13 protein-coding genes and 1 pseudogene are annotated in these 20,142 nt (G+C 58.6%); 9 read left to right on the plus strand and 5 right to left on the minus strand.

The features are described 5' to 3' along the window. Positions 1 to 25: 25 nt before the first annotated feature. The 9 genes from RA167_RS05445 (at position 26) to RA167_RS05485 (ending at position 16,272) form a co-directional block, all read left to right on the plus strand. A complete protein-coding gene (locus tag RA167_RS05445) occupies positions 26 to 7,843 on the plus strand; it encodes a type I polyketide synthase (protein WP_076786971.1) in 7,818 nt (2,605 codons plus the stop codon). Positions 7,844 to 8,109: 266 nt separating this feature from the next. After that, positions 8,110 to 9,786, plus strand: coding sequence for an OFA family MFS transporter (locus RA167_RS05450; RefSeq protein ID WP_076786973.1), 1,677 nt, complete (start codon positions 8,110 to 8,112; stop codon positions 9,784 to 9,786). 142 nt (positions 9,787 to 9,928) lie between these two features. Beyond that, positions 9,929 to 10,276 carry a hypothetical protein gene (locus RA167_RS05455; RefSeq protein WP_235090485.1) on the plus strand — a complete coding sequence of 116 codons (348 nt, stop codon included), beginning with the start codon at positions 9,929 to 9,931 and terminating at the stop codon, positions 10,274 to 10,276. A 311-nt stretch (positions 10,277 to 10,587) separates the two neighbouring features. Beyond that, the gene (locus tag RA167_RS05460; protein ID WP_076786980.1) at positions 10,588 to 11,454 is read left to right on the plus strand and encodes an STAS domain-containing protein; all 867 of its coding nucleotides are present in this window, start codon (positions 10,588 to 10,590) and stop codon (positions 11,452 to 11,454) included. 9 nt (positions 11,455 to 11,463) lie between these two features. Then, positions 11,464 to 11,820, plus strand: coding sequence for an STAS domain-containing protein (locus tag RA167_RS05465; protein ID WP_076786982.1), 357 nt, complete (start codon positions 11,464 to 11,466; stop codon positions 11,818 to 11,820). 1 nt (position 11,821) lies between these two features. Further along, a complete protein-coding gene (locus tag RA167_RS05470) occupies positions 11,822 to 12,265 on the plus strand; it encodes an ATP-binding protein (protein WP_370642962.1) in 444 nt (147 codons plus the stop codon). Further along, positions 12,250 to 13,374 (plus strand): ATP-binding SpoIIE family protein phosphatase, encoded by a 1,125-nt coding sequence (locus RA167_RS05475; RefSeq protein WP_076786984.1) that lies wholly within the window; start codon positions 12,250 to 12,252, stop codon positions 13,372 to 13,374. Before RA167_RS05470 ends, RA167_RS05475 begins: the two co-directional genes overlap by 16 nt. After that, on the plus strand, positions 13,337 to 14,752 hold the full coding sequence (locus RA167_RS05480; protein ID WP_076786987.1) for a sensor histidine kinase: 1,416 nt from the start codon (positions 13,337 to 13,339) through the stop codon (positions 14,750 to 14,752). The genes RA167_RS05475 and RA167_RS05480 overlap by 38 nt, the downstream gene beginning before the upstream one ends. Then, positions 14,749 to 16,272: a response regulator gene (locus RA167_RS05485; protein ID WP_076786989.1), complete on the plus strand. Its 1,524-nt coding sequence runs from the start codon at positions 14,749 to 14,751 to the stop codon at positions 16,270 to 16,272. Before RA167_RS05480 ends, RA167_RS05485 begins: the two co-directional genes overlap by 4 nt. A gap of 2 nt (positions 16,273 to 16,274) precedes the next feature. Here the strand turns inward: RA167_RS05485 and RA167_RS05490 are convergent, their stop codons facing one another. The 5 genes and pseudogenes from RA167_RS05490 to RA167_RS05510 form a co-directional block, all read right to left on the minus strand. Beyond that, entirely contained in the window at positions 16,275 to 16,640 is a 366-nt protein-coding gene (locus RA167_RS05490) for a type II toxin-antitoxin system VapC family toxin (RefSeq protein WP_076786992.1), read from the minus strand. Continuing rightward, positions 16,634 to 16,852, minus strand: coding sequence for a ribbon-helix-helix protein, CopG family (locus RA167_RS05495; protein ID WP_076786994.1), 219 nt, complete (start codon positions 16,850 to 16,852; stop codon positions 16,634 to 16,636). Before RA167_RS05495 ends, RA167_RS05490 begins: the two co-directional genes overlap by 7 nt. Positions 16,853 to 16,940: 88 nt before the next feature. After that, positions 16,941 to 18,552 (minus strand): annotated as a pseudogene (locus RA167_RS05500) (UdgX family uracil-DNA binding protein). Beyond that, complete coding sequence (locus RA167_RS05505; RefSeq protein WP_076786999.1) at positions 18,549 to 19,760, minus strand: putative DNA modification/repair radical SAM protein; 1,212 nt, start codon at positions 19,758 to 19,760, stop codon at positions 18,549 to 18,551. The pseudogene RA167_RS05500 and the gene RA167_RS05505 overlap by 4 nt, the downstream one beginning before the upstream one ends. Before the next feature lie 108 nt (positions 19,761 to 19,868). Next, complete coding sequence (locus tag RA167_RS05510; RefSeq protein WP_076787001.1) at positions 19,869 to 20,078, minus strand: DUF2945 domain-containing protein; 210 nt, start codon at positions 20,076 to 20,078, stop codon at positions 19,869 to 19,871. Positions 20,079 to 20,142 lie beyond the last annotated feature (64 nt).

Consider the following 20,142-nt stretch of genomic DNA (forward strand, 5'->3'; position numbering starts at 1 on the left):
CCGAACGGGAAGGGCATTTGGAGCCATGGAAAAGACAATTGCAAACGATCTAAGTGACATCAGCCTGCCCACCCAGCGGCGTGCCGGACAACGGCAAACCGTACAGCAGCAGACCCGACGGCAAATCGGTGCTAGCGTAGACAGCGGTGCCCAATCGGATCCGAACGCTAGCAAAGTGGCGATTGTTGGTTTTGCCGGGCGTTTCCCCGGCGCGGACAATACTGAGGAGTTTTGGCATTTACTGGTGCAGGGGCGCTCGGCAATCGGCGAGTTTCCTTATTGGAACCTGCCAGGCATCGCCGAACGTCGCCACCTGCGGAAAGAATTTGCATGCCCGGGCGGCTTCATCAAAGACCCGATGGCGTTTGACGCCGATTTCTTTAAGATCTCCGCGCGTGAAGCCGAAGCGATGGATCCTCAGCACCGCATCGTGCTGGAGCAAACCTGGGCGGCTTTCGAAGATGCGGGGATTCCCCCGCAAAGCCTGCGCGGTAGCGATACTGGGGTTTATATCGGCGTATCGTCAGCCGACTATAACGGCTTATTGGCCCGCACGGCGGCAGGCGCCCATGATGCTACCGGTAACGCCCACTCGATCATTGCCAACCGTATCTCTTACTTGTTCGATTTTCACGGCCCCAGCGCGCCGGTCGATACGGCCTGCTCCAGTTCATTGGTGGCGGTGTACAAGGCGGCACAAGCGATTCTTAACGGTGACTGCATGGTAGCGGTCGCCGGTGGGGTCAACCTCTGTTTTGAGCCCATGGTGTTCATTGGCGCTGCGAAGGCAGGCATGCTAAGCCCTAACGGCCGTTGCAAAACCTTTGCCGCCGATGCCGATGGTTATGTTCGGGGCGAAGGCGTTGGCGTGTTGATTCTCAAGGATTATCAACAAGCACTGGCCGATGGTGACAACATCGTGGCTACTATTATTGGCTCGGCGAGAAACCATGGCGGCCATGCCAATTCGCTGACTGCGCCTAACTCCACGGCGCAGGCCAATCTGATCAAACAAGCCTGTCGAAACGTTGATATTGACAGCATAGGCTATATCGAGGTCCATGGTACAGGCACCCGTCTCGGAGATCCCATTGAGATCAGCGGGCTCAAGCAGGCATTTGCCGAGCTGGGCCGTAGCAGCGCGCGGCGTTGTTACCTCGGATCGGTAAAAACCAATATTGGCCACCTCGAATCTGCTGCTGGTATCGCCGGATTGATCAAGACGTTGCTGGTTCTCAAGCACGGTTACCTACCCAAGAGTTTGCATAGCGAGCAACTCAATCCCTATATCGACTTGGCCGGCAGCCCTTTTGAAGTGTTGCAGCAAGCGCGGGAGTGGCCACAGTCCGACACGCCCCGTCGTGCGGGTGTCAGTTCATTCGGTTTTGGCGGTACCAATGCGCACATCGTACTGGAGGCGGTTGAGTCCCCCGTCGGCGTAACGGCACAAGGCAGTGCGGCGACGATCTTTCCAATATCGGCCAGGACGCCCGAAGCGCTCAAGTCGCGAATCAAGCAGTTGATTGACTTTATAGCGCAACGGCCTCAGCTTGCGTTACCGGATTTGGCCGCCAGTTTGCAGTTGGGCCGTGAGGCGATGGAATGCCGGCTGGCAATAGTGGCAGACAGTCGAGACAGTCTTCTGGACCAACTCGGGCACTATCTTGCCAACGGCTACGACCAGCGTGACGAACCTGCCGGCGACGTTGCGACGGGTGAGGTGCTCCGAGCGCTGCAACAACAGGATCGCGACACGTTGCTCGCGTTATGGTGCCGGGGGGCAACCGTCGACTGGCGTCAGCTTTATCCAGATGGTCGGGCGCGTCGAATCCCGCTGCCGACCTACCCGTTTAACCGTGAAATTTACTGGATCAGCGAGGCTCCGGTGGTTGAGCACTCGGGCGAGCCGATCCTCCATCCTTTAGTGCAGCGTAATACCTCGGATCTGGCGGGGCAGCGTTTTAGTAGCCGATTTAATGGCAACGAATTCTTCTTTGACGAGCATCGGGTCAATGGCGTCAAAATCCTGCCAGGGGTCGCTTACTTAGAAATGGCCAGGGCTGCGGTCGAGCTGTCGCTTGCCGACGATGACGCGCTGGTCCAGTTCAAGCATATCGCGTGGCAGCACCCGATGCGCCATGACGGTGGTGAGCTGGCCATCGACATCGAGCTGTCAGAGCAAGACAATGGCGAGATTCTGTTCGAGATTGTCGGCGCTAACGTTGATGGTCCAAGCTACTGCCGCGGCGTGGCGTTGGTCGGCGCTACTCAAGCCTTACCGCCGCTGAACTTGCTCGCAATCGCCGCTGCTACCGAGCAGCAGCGACTGGAGCCACAGCAGTGCTACCAAATCTTTGGCGAGATGGGGCTGGACTATGGAGAACACTTCCGCGGAATCAGCGAATTACAGGCGGGCAATGGTCAAGTGCTGGCTAAATTGGCGTTGCCTTGCGAGTTCTCAGAAGCCGGGGAGTGCGACGAGTCGCTACGTTTGCCTCCCGGCCTGCTCGATTCCGCGTTGCAGGCAGCGTTAGGACTGGCGTTGGTGGATCCGGCTCAGTCGGACGCTCGCCGTCAGCCACTGGTGCCCTTTGCGCTGGATGGCGTGATTTTGGGTGATCTGAACCTGCTTGGCAATGGTTGCTATGCATGGGTACGTTATGCCGTTAATCACCATCCGGGACGGATTAACAAATTGGACGTGGATCTGTGTGACCCGCAGGGCCGGGTGGCGCTTCGTCTGCTTGGCTTCTCGTCGAAAAGATTAGATAGCGGCCAAGCTAAGCCACTGGTAATGGCGCCGGTCTGGCGGGATAAAGCGCCACGCCAGGACGGTGAACAGCACTATAACCGGCAATTGATTTTATTGGCAGGTAGCCAACCCATTGTATTGGACAAACTGGCAGACTGCTGCCAGGAACGGATATCGGGCCGGCAGATCAACGTTGAGCGATTGCCTGCCGCTGCTGAGGATCCCGCTTGCGCGTTGCAATCGTTGGCTAGCGTTTTGCTTGGTTATTTAAAAGAAAACCGATCGGATAGCTTGGTGCAGTTGGTTCTGCTTGACAGTGATCATGGCCCACGGCTCAGCACCTCAGTCTTCGCTTCACTGCAAGCGCTGCTCAAGACCGCCAAAAACGAAGGACTGATCGCTGCCGCCCAGTCCATCGAGGTGTCTGGAAGGCATTCGCCTGAGTTGCTGGCGCGGTTATTGATTGAGAATAGCTACCAGGAGGACGAGCGGGTCCGTTATCAGCATAGCGTTGAGACTCGGTATCAGCGCCAAGTGGCGTCTTGGCAGGAAACGGCATTGGCCGCTACCGAAACCGCGCCGTGGCGCGCCGGCGGCGTCTACTTGCTGACCGGCGGCGTAGGTGGATTGGGGCTGTTGCTGGCCGAAGCGATTGCCCGGGAAGCGCATGGCGCCAAGCTGATCCTGGCTAGCCGCTCCGCTGACCAATTGTCGTCTAAAACCGCCGAGCGGATCGCCCATATCAAAAAGTTAGGCGCTCAAGTGCAGCTCGAGGCGCTGGACGTGGCTGATCGGATCGCGGTTGACGAGCTAATCGTGAAGTGTGAGCGGGAGTTTGGCGGTATTCATGGCATTTTTCATTGTGCCGGTCTTACCCGAGACAGCTTGCTTAGCAATAAGAGCGAGGCCGATTGGGCGGCGGTGCTGTTGCCTAAGGTGGCGGGGGCGCTGAATCTGGACCGGGCTAGTGCTCACCTTGCGCTAGATTGTTTTGTCCTGTTTTCGTCGGTTTCCGCGGTGATTGGTAATGTCGGCCAAGGTGACTATGCGCTGGCCAACGCCTTTTTGGACGAGTTTACCGGTTGGCGTAACCGCCAGACAGCTGCCGGTCACCGCCATGGCCGCACGCTCGCGGTTAACTGGCCGTTATGGCGCAATGGCGGGATGCAGATTGATCCTCAACGCGAGCAACTCATGGTTGAGCACACTGGCATCGAACCGTTGAGTGACCACGGTGGCCTGGAGTTGCTGCGTCGGGCGCTTGCCGATGCCAACGCACCCGAGCGGTTGATGGTTTTGGAAGGCAATACCGCCAAAATTAAAGCATTTATTGCGGCTCAGTGGCATGAGCCGGTGGCGGCTATGTTTGATGAGCCAGGCGCGGCCGAACAGTCTGCTGCGCCGACGACACAAGTTCTAGTTGACGAGCCGTCGCCGACAGCCAACGTCAATGACGAACCAGTGCATCGGGATTTGACCGAGCCGGCGATCCGTTATTTCAAGCAATTGCTCTCGACGACGCTGAAGCGGCCTGTAGAAAAAATTGATAGCGATGGCTCGTTCGAACGCTACGGCGTTGACTCGATCATCCTCACCGAGTTGACCACTAAGCTGGAACAAAGTTTTGGCTCGCTACCGAATACTTTGTTATACGAATATCAAACGGTGCGTGAACTGAGCGAGTACTTTATTCACCATCATCGCGATGCGTTGCAGCAGCGGGTGTTGGGCGAGCCGGTTAATCGGCACACGACCGCTAAGCACGGACCAAAGGTAGCGCAGGCAGAGAGGGTAGAGCCAATAGCAATTGCTACGCAGCTGCCCGCGCGCAAGCGCCGTCGCCGAACCGCGCAGCAGGATACACCGTCTATGGCCAATTCAAGCCGTGAACTGGCGATCGTCGGTATAAGTGGGCGTTACCCTGGCGCTGAAGATTTGGAGACGTTTTGGCACAAGCTGGCAGGCGGCGAAGATCTCATCAGTGAAGTGCCCACGCAGCGCTGGGACCATCAGGCTTATTTTGCTGAACAGCGCGACCGGTTTGACAAGACCTATTGTAAATGGGGCGGTTTTCTCGATGGAGTTGAAGATTTTGACCCGTTGTTTTTCAACCTGTCGCCTCGCGAGGCGGAAATCATTAACCCCAATGACCGGCTGTTCATCGAAACTTGCTGGAACTTACTGGAAAGCGCCGGGCTGACTCGACAACGGTTAAAACAGCAGTATCAGCAGCAGGTTGGCGTGTTTGTCGGCGTAATGTATCAACAGTACCAAGCGTTTGAAGCGGACTTCGTCAAAGAGTCGTTGGTATCCGTGACTTCATACAGCGCGATTGCGAACCGGGTATCTTATTTCTTTGATTTTCAGGGGCCGAGTTTGGCGATCGACACGATGTGCTCATCGTCGATCTCCGCAATCCATGCCGCTGGTGAGGCCCTGCGCAACGGCGATTGCAGATTGGCAATTGCCGGCGGCGTTAACCTAACGCTGCATCCGAAAAAATACATCGGCCTGAGTATCGGTAAGGTGCTTGGCAGCCACGCCAGCAGCCGTAGTTTCGCCGACGGCGATGGTTATTTGCCGGCGGAAGGGGTCGGCGCAGTCTTGCTTAAGACACTGGCCGACGCCGAACGCGATGGCGATCGAATCCTTGCGGTAATCAAGTCGACCGCCGTCAATCATGGCGGCCATACCCATGGTTTTTCGATGCCAAGTGCCAAGGCGCAGGCGGCGCTGATCGACAGCAATTTCAAGCGGGCAGGGGTTGACCCGCGCACGATCAGTTATGTGGAGTCAGCGGCTAATGGATCGGCAATGGGCGATGCTATCGAGCTTAGTGCGTTGAACCGAGTCTTTGGCCAAGCCGGCGTTGCCAACCAATCCTGTGCAATTGGCTCGGTCAAGTCGAATATCGGCCACGCCGAGGCGGCTTCGGGCATGTCCCAACTCAGCAAGCTAGTCTTACAACTGCAACACCAGCAACTGGTGCCGTCTCTATTGCTCGGCCCGCTTAATCCTAAGCTGGACTTCGAGAATTCGCCTTTTGTATTGCAACGTGAGTTGGGCCATTGGCCTCAGCCCGTGGTCGACATGGACGGGATGAGGCGACAATATCCGCGCCGGGCGGCACTCAGCGCCTTTGGTGCTGGCGGTTCCAATGCCCACCTGGTGCTCGAAGAATATCAAAAGTATCAGGAGAACCCAGGACATCTGGGGGACGGTGTAGCGCAGGTCGAGAACGGCGCTCTTTATATCGTGCCGATGTCGGCGAAAAGCGTCCGCTCGTTGCACCAGGGGGTGATGAGGTTAGCACGTCATCTCGATATGCATCCGAATTTACGGCTCAACGACGTTGCCTACACCCTGCAAACTGGCCGTGAGGCGATGCAGTGGCGGTTGGCGTTGCTAGTGAAAAGCATGGACGAGTTACGTGCGGCACTATGCGAGATTGGGCAGGTGTTGAACCAAAGTGATGGCATAGCCGCGTTAGCAAAGCTCAATTTGCCGTTGTTTTCTGGCAATATTGACGAGGTGCCGGCGACGACGGCTAGCCTGTTGTGCGGTCCTGGCGCAGACGCGTTAAGCCACAGCTTGATTGCCGCCGATGAGCGACAACAGCTGGCGCTATTCTGGACGCAGGGTGGTGAGGTTCCCTGGGACAAGCTGGCGGAAAATACCTCCGCTGGCTATGGCGTAAAAATCGTCCCATTGCCGACTTATGCATTTGATAAAAAACGCTATTGGCTAGAGCAGTCCAACACGCCAACAACGTTGCAGGGCAACGCCATAGCGGCCAGCGTTACGCAGCAGGCCTCAACTAGTACGCCAGTGAACGTAACCGATGATCATGCCAGCCACACGGAGACTGCCGCTGAACGTGGGCTACGCGTGTTGGCTGATTTGCTGGGTATGCAGCCGGAAGAATTGTCGCCGGCCAAGCCTCTCAGTGTCTATGGGGCTGACTCCATCGTCATGGCCCAGCTGGCGATGCAGTTACAAGCGGAAATGGATCCTGAGTTAGCGTTAGCCAAAATCCAGCAGTGCGTTACGATTCAAGACTTGCTAGATTTGCTGGCCGAACGTGATGAGCGGGCAAGCGCAAAAGGGCCAGGGCTGCCAGTCAAGATCAGTGAGCTTTTTACCCGTCCGACGACACGCTTTTTGGAGTTGCAGCGACTCAATACGGTGGACGATGGCCAGCCCATCTTCTGGTTCCACGGTGCGCTGGGCGGCAGTGAGATATACCAAGAACTGGCCCATCACATCGACCGGCCGTTTTTTGGACTTCAAGCCAAAGGATGGATGACCGAGCGCGAGCCGCTCCAGGGAATCGAGGCGATGGCGGCCTATTATGTTCAAGCGATTCAATCGGTGCAGCCCCATGGTCCCTACGATCTCGGCGGTTACTCGCTCGGTGGCATGCTGGCTTATGAGGTGACCCGGCAACTGCAGGCATCGGGGGAAACGGTAACGACCCTGGTGATGCTGGACTCGCCGGATGTCACCGGTGAGCGCACCGCTAAGTTGGCCGATAAGACCAGACTGCTACAGGTAGTCAATATGTCTTTGCAGATGACGATCAGTGACACGCCTGAACGTTTTGCCGAAGTATTAATCCACCGGGACGAGGTTGATTTGTCGTTGTCGCATCCAGCCTATCGGCAGCAATTGATGACGTTGGCGCGGCAGCGAGGTTTGAAGATAAGTGATGACCGTTTGCAGCACATGATGGAGCAAGTGGCTCGGATTCAGCAATCCTACCAAGTGGAGCAGTATCGGATTCTGCCGTTGCCGAAGGCCGAGGAAGTCGCTTGTTATTATTTCCGGAATGCCAGTGGTTTGTGGATGGGGGATTTGGAGCCCTATTTCTCCACTGACAGCCGAGAATTCGCGGCCTTCAATCACACCAACTATTGGCAAGAGTGGCAACGGCAATTGCCAAGCTTTGAGATGATTGACGTGGACTCGTCCAGCCATATGACATTGTTGACTGAACCCAAAGTGTTTGACGTGGTCGCAGCATTCTGCGTGTCGCTGTATGCGAAAGAGTGGGCGAAGGGGAAGCCCAGCGTCAAAACTGTCTTGACGTAAACGGTTGCTTTTGACGCCTGCGCGCTGGATAAAATGGTCAGATCGCTGCCTCACTAGGCAGACGGACCACTTTGTATAGGCGCAGATACCGCCGGCGATGTCGTATACAACTCGGTCGTCGGCGGTATCGTGACAGTACCGCAAAAAATAGGACTGTCTGGTTTTGTAGTTGATAAATTGTCTGCTTATTCGCTTAACCGACCGGCGGCCTTCATGCCTAAAGACAGAGGTGCGTCTGTGGCCGGTCCATTATTGGGAAAGACAACATGACGTCAAGCCTAAGTGCAGGCGCTGCCGAGCAAGCCGCGGCCGTGCCCTTTCTCTCCAAGGAGCGCATTGTCGCGAAGCCAGGCTTCAACCGCTGGCTGGTGCCCCCGGCCGCCTTGGCGATTCACTTGTGCATAGGCATGGCTTATGGCTTCTCGGTCTTCTGGCTACCGTTGTCGCAGGCCATCGGCATCACCCACCCTATGTCCTGCGGTCCCGAGATTGGCTTTTTGCAAGAGTTGTTCGTGACTCACTGCGACTGGAAGATTTCCACGCTGGGATGGATGTACACATTGTTCTTTGTGCTGCTTGGCAGTTCTGCCGCCATCTGGGGAGGCTGGCTTGAACGAGCAGGTCCGCGCAAGGCTGGCGTGGTCAGTGCGCTATGCTGGTGCGGCGGTATGCTGCTTTCCGCACTTGGCATCCACTTACACCAGTTCTGGCTGATGCTGCTGGGCTCCGGCGTGATTGGCGGTATTGGTCTGGGTCTCGGGTACATCTCGCCAGTCAGTACACTAATCAAATGGTTCCCTGATCGACGGGGCATGGCCACCGGCATGGCTATCATGGGATTTGGTGGCGGTGCGATGATTGGCTCGCCGCTAGCCACGGAACTTATGGCGGCCTTTGCTGCATACGAAGGGGGCGGCGTGACGCAAACTTTTGTCGCTATGGCTGCACTGTACTTCGTTTTTATGATGAGTGGCGCACTGGCCTATCGCATACCGCCGTCTGGGTGGGCACCTGCTGGCTGGAAGTCTGCTAAGGAGCAGGCAGACGATACCATGGTGACTCAGCACCATGTCCATGTGAAGAAAGTGTGGGGTATCCCGCAGTTCTGGCTCGTTTGGATGGTGCTCTGCATGAATGTCTCGGCCGGAATCGGCGTTATCGGCATGGCCAGTCCGATGTTGCAAGAAGTATTCGGCGGACACCTGATTGGCCAAGCTGTACCATTCTCCGAACTTGGCAAAGAACAATTGATGTCAATCGCCTCTGTGGCAGCCGGTTTTACCGCGCTGCTGAGTTTGTTCAATATCGGCGGCCGATTTGTCTGGGCCAGTCTTTCCGATAAGCTCGGGCGCAAACGGACCTACACCATTTTCTTCGTGCTGGGCGGGCTTCTATACGCCAGCATTCCGTCGAGTATTACCGCCGGATATTTAATACTCTTTGTTGCTGCTGTCTGTGTCATCGTCAGTCTGTACGGCGGAGGGTTTTCCACGGCTCCTGCTTATTTGGCCGACTTGTTTGGCACTCAGTTTGTCGGGGCCATTCATGGCCGGCTGCTCACAGCTTGGGCAACCGCCGGCGTCCTTGGGCCGGTCGTAGTGAACTATATGCGTGACTACCAGCTGGCTCGCGGCCTGCCGCGTGAGCAAGTTTACAACCAGTCAATGTATATCTTAGTTGGCATGCTGTTAGTGGGCCTAGTGTGCAATCTTCTGATAAAGCCAGTGCACCCGAAATATTTCATGAGCGAGCAGGAACTTGCGGAGGAAAAACGCGTTGCGCACCCTACGCCACCCGTGTGCGAACTTGCTGCTGAAGCGCCCGCTATGCGGGCGTTCGGCAGTGGTGCGCTGGTCGTGCTTGCTTGGGTCGCGGTTGGGTTACCACTCATGTGGGGCATCTATCGCACGATGCTCAGCGTTGTAGCATTCTTCCACGGCTAGTGCCCGTCAGGTTCAACCCGTCATGAAGCGCCACTGCTGCAACCGATGCGTGACATTGGCTGTAAGACGTGGCGCCGACACCGTCTTGCTTTAGCATGGCGGCCTTTGTACCGAGATTGCCAAGATGCCAGTGGAGCCACGTTTGGTAGCGAACCGAGTTGTCGCCATAGCGACGCCGAAGGCTGCGTTCGTTACCTGGATCAACAGCGTCGATTCTGCTGCGGGCATGGCATTGACGCTGGCGCAAGCTAGCGAGAATGCAAACGCCTTCCTGGTTCCTGCAGCCGGTAACGATCCCGAGGCCGCTGTCAAGCGTTGGTTGCACAAGCACTGGCAGGTCATCTTCGAACGCATGCTCGAGGATTGGTATGTCGACGAGTGTCTATGGCCGCAAGCTCGTACGCTAAAGATGTTCAAGGAGTGGTGCGAGATCCGTATGCACTCGATTGTCCTGGATTGCGCCGAAGCACCGATCGCGTACGACGACTAAGCCAGGTCCTGTGCCAGGCGCCAGGGCGCAGCTCATCGATCCGGTTGACCGGCTTGTCGCGGATCTCTGCCTTGACCTTGTACAACGCGCCGATGCGTTCCAGCGCTTCGGTGTTCAAGGCATTCGGCCGCGCGGCATGCAATTCCACCAAATTTTGGGGCGGATTACCCGGTGACCGGGTGTACACCCGTCACCCATGATGCAGATCCGGACATTTGTGGCTGCAACGTTTATTGCCGTGACGAACTATAGTAAGGTGCTGCCCTTCTATTTCTAACCGCATCATTGACTATCTGTTAAGCGGAGATCGCATGAATACTGCCAGCGGAGCGGGCCTCGCTGACATACTTCGTCAACATCGCGCTGTGCTGTTATCCGAATGGATCGATCAGCATTTGCCGGTTGCATTGCGTCGAGGGTTGGCCACGGAAGCCGAGGCTCGGGATCAATTCCGTGGATTTCTCGATGTGTTTCTCGATACGCTTGAGTGCACGTCGTCGTTGGACGCAAGCGATGCACAGTGGGAGCCGGTGCGTGCATTCCTTGCCGAAATGTCCGGGCACTGCGCTAAGCTTGGGTTCACGCCGGTCGAGACGGCGACTTTTGTGTTCTCGTTGAAGCGGCCGCTGTACGCGCGACTGAGCGCCCAATTCGCTGACAATCCCGCCATGCTCGCCGATACCGGGTGGGCAGTGAACGAATTGCTTGACGCGTTGGGTCTTTATACGACTGAAATCTATCAGCGCAGCCGCGAGGCGATTATCTCTCGGCAGCAGGAGGAACTGCTGGAGTTGTCGACTCCCGTCGTGCAATTGTGGCATGGAATTCTGGCGTTGCCATTGATCGGTACGCTCGACTCCGGTCGCACCCAAGTGGTAATGGAAAGCTTGCTGCAGAAAATTGTTGAAACCGGCGCGAGCCTAGCAATCATCGACATCACGGGCGTGCCAACCGTCGATACGCTGGTGGCTCAGCATCTGCTCAAGACCGTGGCGGCAGCGCGATTGATGGGCGCGGATTGCATTATCAGCGGCATCCGTCCGCAGATTGCACAGACGATTGTCCATCTTGGCGTCGACTTGACCAATGTGACGACCAAATCAACGCTCGCGGATGCTTTTGTGGTGGCGTTGCAGCGCACCGATGCGACGGTGATACCGGGTCGTCCCGCCGCGTAAGGTCAGATCATGGACCGGATTCCGATTCTGCGCTTGGGCGATTACCTGATTGTCACTATTCAGGTCGATATGCACGATCGTCTCGCTATGTCGCTGCAGGACGATTTGACCGACCGCATCGTCAAGGACGGTGCTAAAGGTGTGTTAATCGACATCTCTGCCCTTGATGTCGTGGACTCTTTTATTGGCCGGATGATCAGCAATACCGCGGCGATGGCGACCGTGCTCGATGCGCAGACGGTCGTAGTGGGCATGCAGCCGTCAGTCGCGATTACGCTGGTCGAGTTGGGGCTCACACTCAATGGTGTGTGTACGGCGCTGAACATCGAAAAGGGCATGGCGCTGCTCCAGCAGCGTCGGCGTTGACATGCCAGACGTATCGATGATCGGCGCCAACGAGGTGGCACCGCGGCTGGTAGCCGAATTAAGCCTGCGCTCGGACGAGGAAATCGTCCGGCTGCGGCAGGTGGTGCGCGATCAGGCCATCGCGCGCGGTTTCTCGTTGATCGACCAGACCAAGTTCGTGACCGCAGCCAGTGAACTGGCCCGTAACACGCTACAGCATGGCGGCGGCGGTACGGCTCAGCTGCACGTGGTGGTCAATGGCGCACGTGTCGGCCTGCGTTTGACGTTCACCGACGCCGGTCCCGGTATCGCGGACGTCGATCAGGCGCTGGGGGATGGCTTCAGTACCGGGACCGGGCTCGGTCTGGGGCTGGGGGGCTCGCGCCGCCTATGTGACGAATTCACGATCGAATCGCAGCTCGGGAACGGTACGAAGGTGATCATCACAAAATGGAAAACACGCTAGGTGCGGCGTTGCCGAGCGGTGGCGCTCACTGTTCGCTGGAGATCGCGGATGCGAGCGCAGTCGCATTTGCGCGCCGCACATCCGCTGAAGCGGCGCGTAAGGCCGGCTTCGGAGAGGTGGATGCCGGCCGCTTGGCGATCGTGACCACCGAGGCTGCGACGAACATCTTGAAACACGCACGGCACGGCGAAGTGCTGATGCGGCCACTAGACGGGGCGGTCGAGTTAATTGCGATGGACCGTGGCCCAGGAATGCACGACGTGCGTGCCGCACTTACTGATGGTCATTCCACGGCTGGCACGGCCGGCACTGGCCTGGGTGCGATCCGTCGGCTTGCTGATCAATTCGCTTTATACTCGCAACCGGGCGCGGGTACGGTGGTGCGAGCGTTGCTGTACGAGACCCGCAAGCGACTTGCACATGCCACGCTGTCTGGGCCGCAGCTCGGCGGCATTTGCGTACCCTGTCCCGGACAACAGGTGTGTGGCGACGCCTGGTATGCACAATCCGATCCGCGCGGCATGACGCTCGCGTTGGCCGATGGCCTAGGGCATGGCGCTGACGCGCACATAGCGGCGTACGGGATCGTGGACGTGGTGCAGCGCGGCGCCGGTATTTCGCCGGCCAGGCTGATGGCGCAGGCCGACGCGGCGCTGCGAGGTACACGTGGTGCCGCAATCGCACTCGTACGCCTGGATTGGGTGAAGGCGTGCATGACATTTTGCGGCACGGGAAACATCTCGGCGGTTGCGCACGGCACTGGGCATCCTCGGAGCAATGCCGGCGACCGTGCTGGTGCGCCGCGCGACCGTTACCAATTGATATCGCGCAACGGCATCGTTGGGCATACGATGCGTGGCGCGCAGGAGTTCGAAATGGCGTGGAACGCCGACGCAATGCTCGTATTGCATTCGGACGGCGTGGGGACGCGGTGGGATTTGTCCGATTATCCGGGACTCGCCCGGCAACCGGCAGCGATCATTGCCGCGGTGCTTTATCGTGATTTTTCGCGTCGGCGCGACGACGCGACGGTCGTGGTCGTGAAGGCCCGAACGGGAGCCCAGTTGAGTCATGACGATGCGTTTGCTACAGATCCGGCTCGAGTGTGAGCAAGATGCCATCGTCGCACGCCGACGCGCACGCGAACTGGCGGCGGCGCTGGGCGTGTCGCCATTGGATCAGGCTCGCATAGCAAGCGCAGTCCTGGAGATCGCCTGCAATGCACTCGAGTATGCCGGCGGTGGGGAAGTCACGTTTGTCATCGACGATACGACGCATCCGCACGCGCTGAGAATTGAGGTGCGCGACTGGGGGCCGGGCATCCGCGACCTGCAAGCCGTGCTGGAAGACGGCGGCGAGCAGGCGGACATGCGCACTGGCGTTGCCGGTGCGCGACGCCTGATCGGCCATTTTTCGATTCAGTCGCGCGACGGCGACGGCACACTCGTGACCATGGCCGATTCGCTGCCCGCTGATCGCGCTGCCGTATCCGTCGATGCCGTGAGCCGGCTCGCGCACGAGCTTGCCCCAGCGGTTGCGCAAACCGAGGCCTTTGATGAACTGCGACAACTGAACCGCGAGCTGGTGTCCACGCTTGCCGAGTTTCGGCAACGCCAGGAGGACCTGCTGCGCTTAACTCAGGAGTTGGAAGCGACCAACCGCGGCGTTGTCGCGCTTTATGGGGAACTGGACGAGCGGGCAGAGGAACTGCGCCGTGCAGACGCGATGAAAACACGGTTTTTGTCGAACATGAGCCATGAGCTTCGCACGCCGCTCAGTTCAATTCGAGCGTTGGCGAAGTTGCTGCTGAACCGGCTTGATGGCGACTTGACGGGCGAACAGGAGCGACAAGTCACCTTGATCCTCAGTGCGGCGGAGCATCTTGCCGAGATGGTCGACGATTTGCTCGATCTAGCCAAGATTGAAGCTGGCAAGACCGATGTCGTACCCGTATGGTTCGACGCCGCTGGCCTGTTTGCGGCGCTTCGCGCGATGTTGGCGCCGCTGCTCAATACACCACACGTGCAGCTCGAATTTGCATCGGTGGCGGGCTTGCCCAAGCTGTATACCGATGAGCCTAAACTCACGCAAATCCTGCGGAATTTTGTATCGAACGCGCTCAAATATACGGAGCATGGCCGCATCGAGGTCGGCGCGCGAATGGAGCCGGACGGCACCCGCGTTACGTTCTTCGTTTCAGATACCGGCATTGGTATTGCGCCGGAGCATCACCAGATCATCTTTGAAGAGTTTAGCCAGGTGCAGAATCGTCTCCAACAACGTACAAAGGGAACGGGGCTCGGTTTGCCGCTGTGTCGTAAGCTGGCCATGCTGCTGGGTGGCGACGTTCGCGTATGCAGCGAACTGGGGGCGGGCTCCACGTTTTACGTCACCGTGCCAGTATGTCTGGTACAAGCCGGGGAAGCGCCGCATGCGACGGCCGGGACGATACACATGCGTGGATGCAGCGGAGGGCAGGCAGCATGAGCACTGCAGCGACACTGATCGTCAATGTCGATGACAATGAGGGTGCCCGCTATGTGAAGTCGCGCATCCTGAGCCATGCGGGGTTTGCGGTGATCGACGCGTCGACCGGATATGACGCGTTGCAGGTTGTGCGTGAGCGCGAGCCGGCGCTTGTGTTGCTCGATGTGAGACTACCGGACATCAGCGGCATCGAGGTGTGCAAACTGATCAAGCAGGACGCGGCAACGAGTTCGACGCTTGTGCTACAAACGTCAGCGGCTGCTGTGCAATCGCACGACAAGATTCTCGCGCTAGACGGCGGTGCGGACAGCTACTTGACCGAACCGGTCGATGCAGCCGAGCTGGTCGCCAACGTGCGGGCATTGCTGCGGCTGCATGCGGCCGAGAAAGCGCTGCGGGAGGCGGATCGGCGTAAGAACCGGTTCCTCGCGACGCTTGCACACGAATTACGCAATCCTCTCGCACCGCTTCGCAATGCAATTGAATTGCTCGATCCCAAGTACGGAGCAACCGAGGCAATGCGCGCGGACGCCCGACTTATCGCCAGTCGCCAGCTGGCGCATTTGGGGCGGCTGGTCGACGATTTGCTGGACGTGTCCCGCATTTCGTACGGAAAGATCGTGCTGCAAATCGCTGCGCTGGACTTGAAGGCAGTCGTCGAGACGGCGGTCGAAACGAGTAAGCCGTTGCTCGACAGCAAGGGACACACGTTGTCGGTGACCGTGCCAACTACAGCGTGCCCGGTCGTCGGTGACAGCATCCGCATCGCACAAATCATCGGCAACCTGCTGTCGAACGCGGCAAAGTATACGCCCGATGGCGGCCGGATCGAGCTTCGGCTTGAGATTGGCGACACCGATGTTGCCGTTTGTGTGCAGGACAACGGCATCGGCATATCGTCGGAAGAACTACCGTCTGTGTTCGACCCGTTTATGCAGTCGAGCAAATCGATGGAACAGGCTGGCGGGGGCCTGGGCATCGGACTAGCGTTGGTGCGCGAGCTTGCGGAGTTGCACGGCGGATCGGCGACTGCGTATTCGGACGGGCCCGGACGGGGCTCTAGATTCGTAATTCGATTGCCGCTGGCCGACGTGGCGCAGCGTGAGCGCGCCGACAAGGCGTCGCGTGAGCCCACCGCTTGCGCTGCTGCAAACCAACGACGGGTGCTGATCGCCGACGACAATACCGATGCGGCGATGTCTTTGCAGGTGTTGCTGGAGTTGTCAGGCCATATTGTGCGTGTCGCGCACGACGGCGTGTCGGCAATCGAAATGGCGCAAACGTTCGAACCCCAAGTGGCGATACTGGATATTGGGTTGCCGCATGCAAACGGCTACCAGGTGGCCAAAGCGCTGCGTGCGCAACCACGGACCGCACGCGCGCTGCTGATCGCATTGACTGGTTATGGGCAGCAGAGCGACAAGCGGGCCGCATCCGATGCCGGGTTCAATCTGCATTTGGTCAAGCCGGCTCGGCTGGATGAACTGTTGCGGGAGATCGAACGCGCAGAGGTGACGTGATCCTAGATTTTGTATGGGACGCGCACGCCTGGTTCGTCCGCAGGGAAATCTTTCGTATTTCGTGAAACAAGCAGCAGCGAGTGCACCTGTGCCGTCGCCCACACAATGGCATCGGGCAACCGAACCCGCTTGGTCTTCCGAATCTCCACTGCCCGGTTCGCAATCGCATTATCGAGGGCGACTACATCGAATGAGCCGAGCCATGCTCGAATTACGGATTCTTCCTCTGTGGCGGCACCAACAAGAATCTCCATCCAGGTAATCGTGCTGATCGCACGATATTCATAGCGCTCCAGCTCCTTCCTTGCAGCGCTGATCCCGCTTAGATAGTCGATCAGGATGTTCGTGTCGAAGAGTGCCTTTACCATTCGGAGCGAAGCTCCTGCTGGTAAGTAAGACCGTCGACCTTCTTGCTCTTCCACAATCCGAAGACGTCTGCCCCGAGTGTGCGCTTGCGCTGGGAGATATACGCCTCGATCGCGTCACGAATGATGGCAGCGCGTGGACGATGCTCGGCCTCCACGATAACCGCCAACGCCTCGACCTGCGAATCCGGTAAGTCAACGAGGATACGACTCATAACGGCTCCATTAAATGATATATACATCATATATCATAAGGGATGTAGTACAAAATTCGTATCGCGTCTTGCGCCGGCTGCGTTCTCGTCAATCATGCCTGGCGGATATAGGCTTTGAGTAGCCTACTCGATAACAAAAAGTGCGGCATGTGAGCCGGGCTAATGACACGTTCGGCATGCCTCGCGCGCATCCCGCGTCAATGCGCGTCAACAGCCGCCGTGGCCAACTGCCGCCCGCACGCAACGGCTTTTCCCATTGCTGCAACGATTGCTTCCCGCGCCGCAGCACCGTCTACCCGCAGCGCATAGGACGGGTGCCACGTGGCGATCAACCACGCGTCACCGAGCCGCACAGGAGCGTGCAGATAGTCGTGCAGGTTGACGTTGCGACGCAGGACCGCACCGAGTGCCGTGGCGCCCAGTGTGACGATGACGGCCGGCCGCACACGCGCCAGTTCTTGCTCTAACCAATGAGCACAAGCGTGGACCTCGCGTTGTGCTGGCGTTTTGTGCAAACGCCGCTTGCCGCGCGCAATCCATTTGAAGTGCTTGACCGCATTGGTCAGGAAGACCGCGTCGCGCGGCACACCGGCGCGGCGCAACGCCTCGTCCAGTACTTGACCGGCAGGGCCCACGAATGCGCGGCCAGTCAAGTCCTCATGATCGCCCGGTTGTTCGCCGATCACCATCATCCGAGCGGTTTCCGGACCGTAGCCTGGCACCGCCTGCGTGGCATTGCGCCACAATTCGCAGCGACGGCATTCGTCCAGCGAAGACGGGATCGGCCGTGACGGCTGCGCGCGCTGCGCGTCCACGGCGACTTGCTTGCCTGTCATCGCGCGCACTGCGCTGGCTTGCGCCACACGACGCGCGCCACTTCGCGCGTCGGCGATCATTGCTGGTATCAACGATCCCTCGGGTAAATGCTTCCAAAAGCGCACCGGCATATGCTGGTGCAGCGCCGTTTCGTTTAGCCGTGCCGGATTGAAAGTGCTTTTGTAGTAGGCGAGCCACAGCGACTTGACTTCGTCAACAGCGGCACTGGCCCGTATTGTCGCCGCATCGCCAGATACGGCCGACAACTGCAGCGTCGCGCCATCCCACAGCGCTGCGCCCTGTGGCGTGCCGATCCACCAGGACGACGGTCCCATGCGGTGTGCAAAGTGCTCTGCGGCGTACGCCAACACCTCATGCTCGGGCTCGTACCAGGCCAGGTATTCCGGTATCCCGGCGCCGCCACGTCGATGAAAACGCACATACGCGATCATGTCGTGCTTGGCACGCCGCACGGACCTGGCCATCGCGTGCAATCGCGCGCCGTCTTCGTCGGCCGCCGACGCCACCGCTCGATCGCCATGCCACCATCGCCACAGGACCCGATACAAAAGCGCCCAACGTTGCGGCGAACGATACAGCGCGGCGTCCTGCAGCAGGGACGCCAACGCGCTCGAGACGCTCACGCGCAAGCTGGCGCTGTCGCTGTGCGCACCGGATCCCTGCGTCCGATCGTCGTACACGACCGGTGTGGCTGTCGGGTAGTCCAGCGGCATTTGTGCCGTGGTGACGCTTGTTACCGAACCGTGCTCGACCCATGTCACGGCCTCTGGCGGCCAACCCGCCGCGAGCGCGCGCAACGCCTGCGAGCGCCAGCTGGCGTAGCCACCGTCGATCAGCAACGTGGACGGGCACGCGCCGTTCATAACAACGCCAATTGGACGGGGGCGCGCGACAGTGCATGCCGCAGCTGTTCCGATGGCATATCGACTCGTGCGGGCCTGTAGTCTTGCGCCACAATAAACGATTTGACCTGATCCATCACGCAACGCAGGTGAATCAAATCGTGATAGCGGATAGCGCGCACGCGACGCAGCTGCGCCAGCCGCTTTGCATTGCGTACACCGATGCCCGGTACGCGTGCGATTAGCCATGATGGCGCGCGATTCAAATCGACCGGAAACGATTCACGGTGTGCCAACGCCCATGCCAGCTTAGGGTTGATATCCAGCGGCAGGTCGCCGTCGTTTTGAAACAGTTCTTCGGCACGAAAACCATAACCGCGTAACAGGAAGTCCGCCTGATACAGCCGATGCTCGCGTAGAAGCGGCGGAGCTTGCGAAGGGAGCGCGGACGGGCTATCCGGGATCGGGCTGAAAGCGGAGTAATACACGCGCTTCAATTGGTATGCACCGTACAGCGTTTGCGCGGTGCGTAAAATGGTGCGGTCATCGGCATCATCAGCGCCCACGATCATTTGTGTGCTTTGCCCGGCCGGCGCGTTCAGTGACGCATGCTTCTCGCTTTGCGCTTGTTCCCGAGCCAGACGGATGGTTCCCATGGCACGCTTGATCGTTGACGCGTTTTTCTCGGGCGCCAGCCGTTGCAGGCCGCGGTCGGTCGGCAGTTCGATGTTCACGCTAAGCCGGTCGGCATATCGGCCGGCCTCTGAGATGAGCCGCGGATCGGCGTCCGGGATCGTCTTCAAATGGATATAACCGCGAAATTGGTGCTCTTCACGCAGTGACCGTGCCACGTGGACCAACTGCTCCATCGTGTAGTCGGCGCTGCGGATCACGCCGGAACTGAGGAATAGGCCGTCGATATAATTGCGCCGGTAGAAGTCCATTGTCAGATTGACGACCTCTTGCGGCAAAAAACGCGCGCGCGGGACATTGCTGGAGCGCCGGTTCACGCAATACTGGCAATCGTACTGGCAAAAATTGGTCAGCAAGATCTTTAGCAACGACACACACCGGCCATCTGGCGTATAGCTATGACAAATTCCGGCGCCCACGTTCGCACCAAGCCCGGCACGCGCTCGCGCATCTCGTTCAGGCGCGCCGCTGCTGGCACATGATGCGTCGTATTTCGCCGCATCTGCCAAAATTTCGAGCTTCTTCAGCAATTCCATCGCGCCGGTAATACTGTATGCATATACAGTATTATACGCAATTGCACGTTGACCGCAACTTAGGCGTCACCACACAGTCGGGCTACGCGACACTGTAGCCATGAGCCGCTAGCTCACCTTCTTCAGCGCATCCGCTTTGTGGATTGCAGTTTTGCCGGTACGTGCGCTTTTGACTTCGTACTGAGGGTCGCGGGCAGACGCCTTGACAACGTGGCGGCCCGCCTTAGCGGTACCGGTCACCTTACGGGTGACGACGCCATCCGTGCGTCCCCGCGAAGTTTGCCATTGGACTTTGTCGCCTTTGGATAAAGTAGCCATACCGATCTCCCGAAAACGCGGCGGCCGGATGGGCCCCCGACGATCGGTTGACACGCAACAAGTG

This window comes from Mycetohabitans endofungorum (assembly GCF_037477895.1).
Taxonomy (GTDB): domain Bacteria; phylum Pseudomonadota; class Gammaproteobacteria; order Burkholderiales; family Burkholderiaceae; genus Mycetohabitans.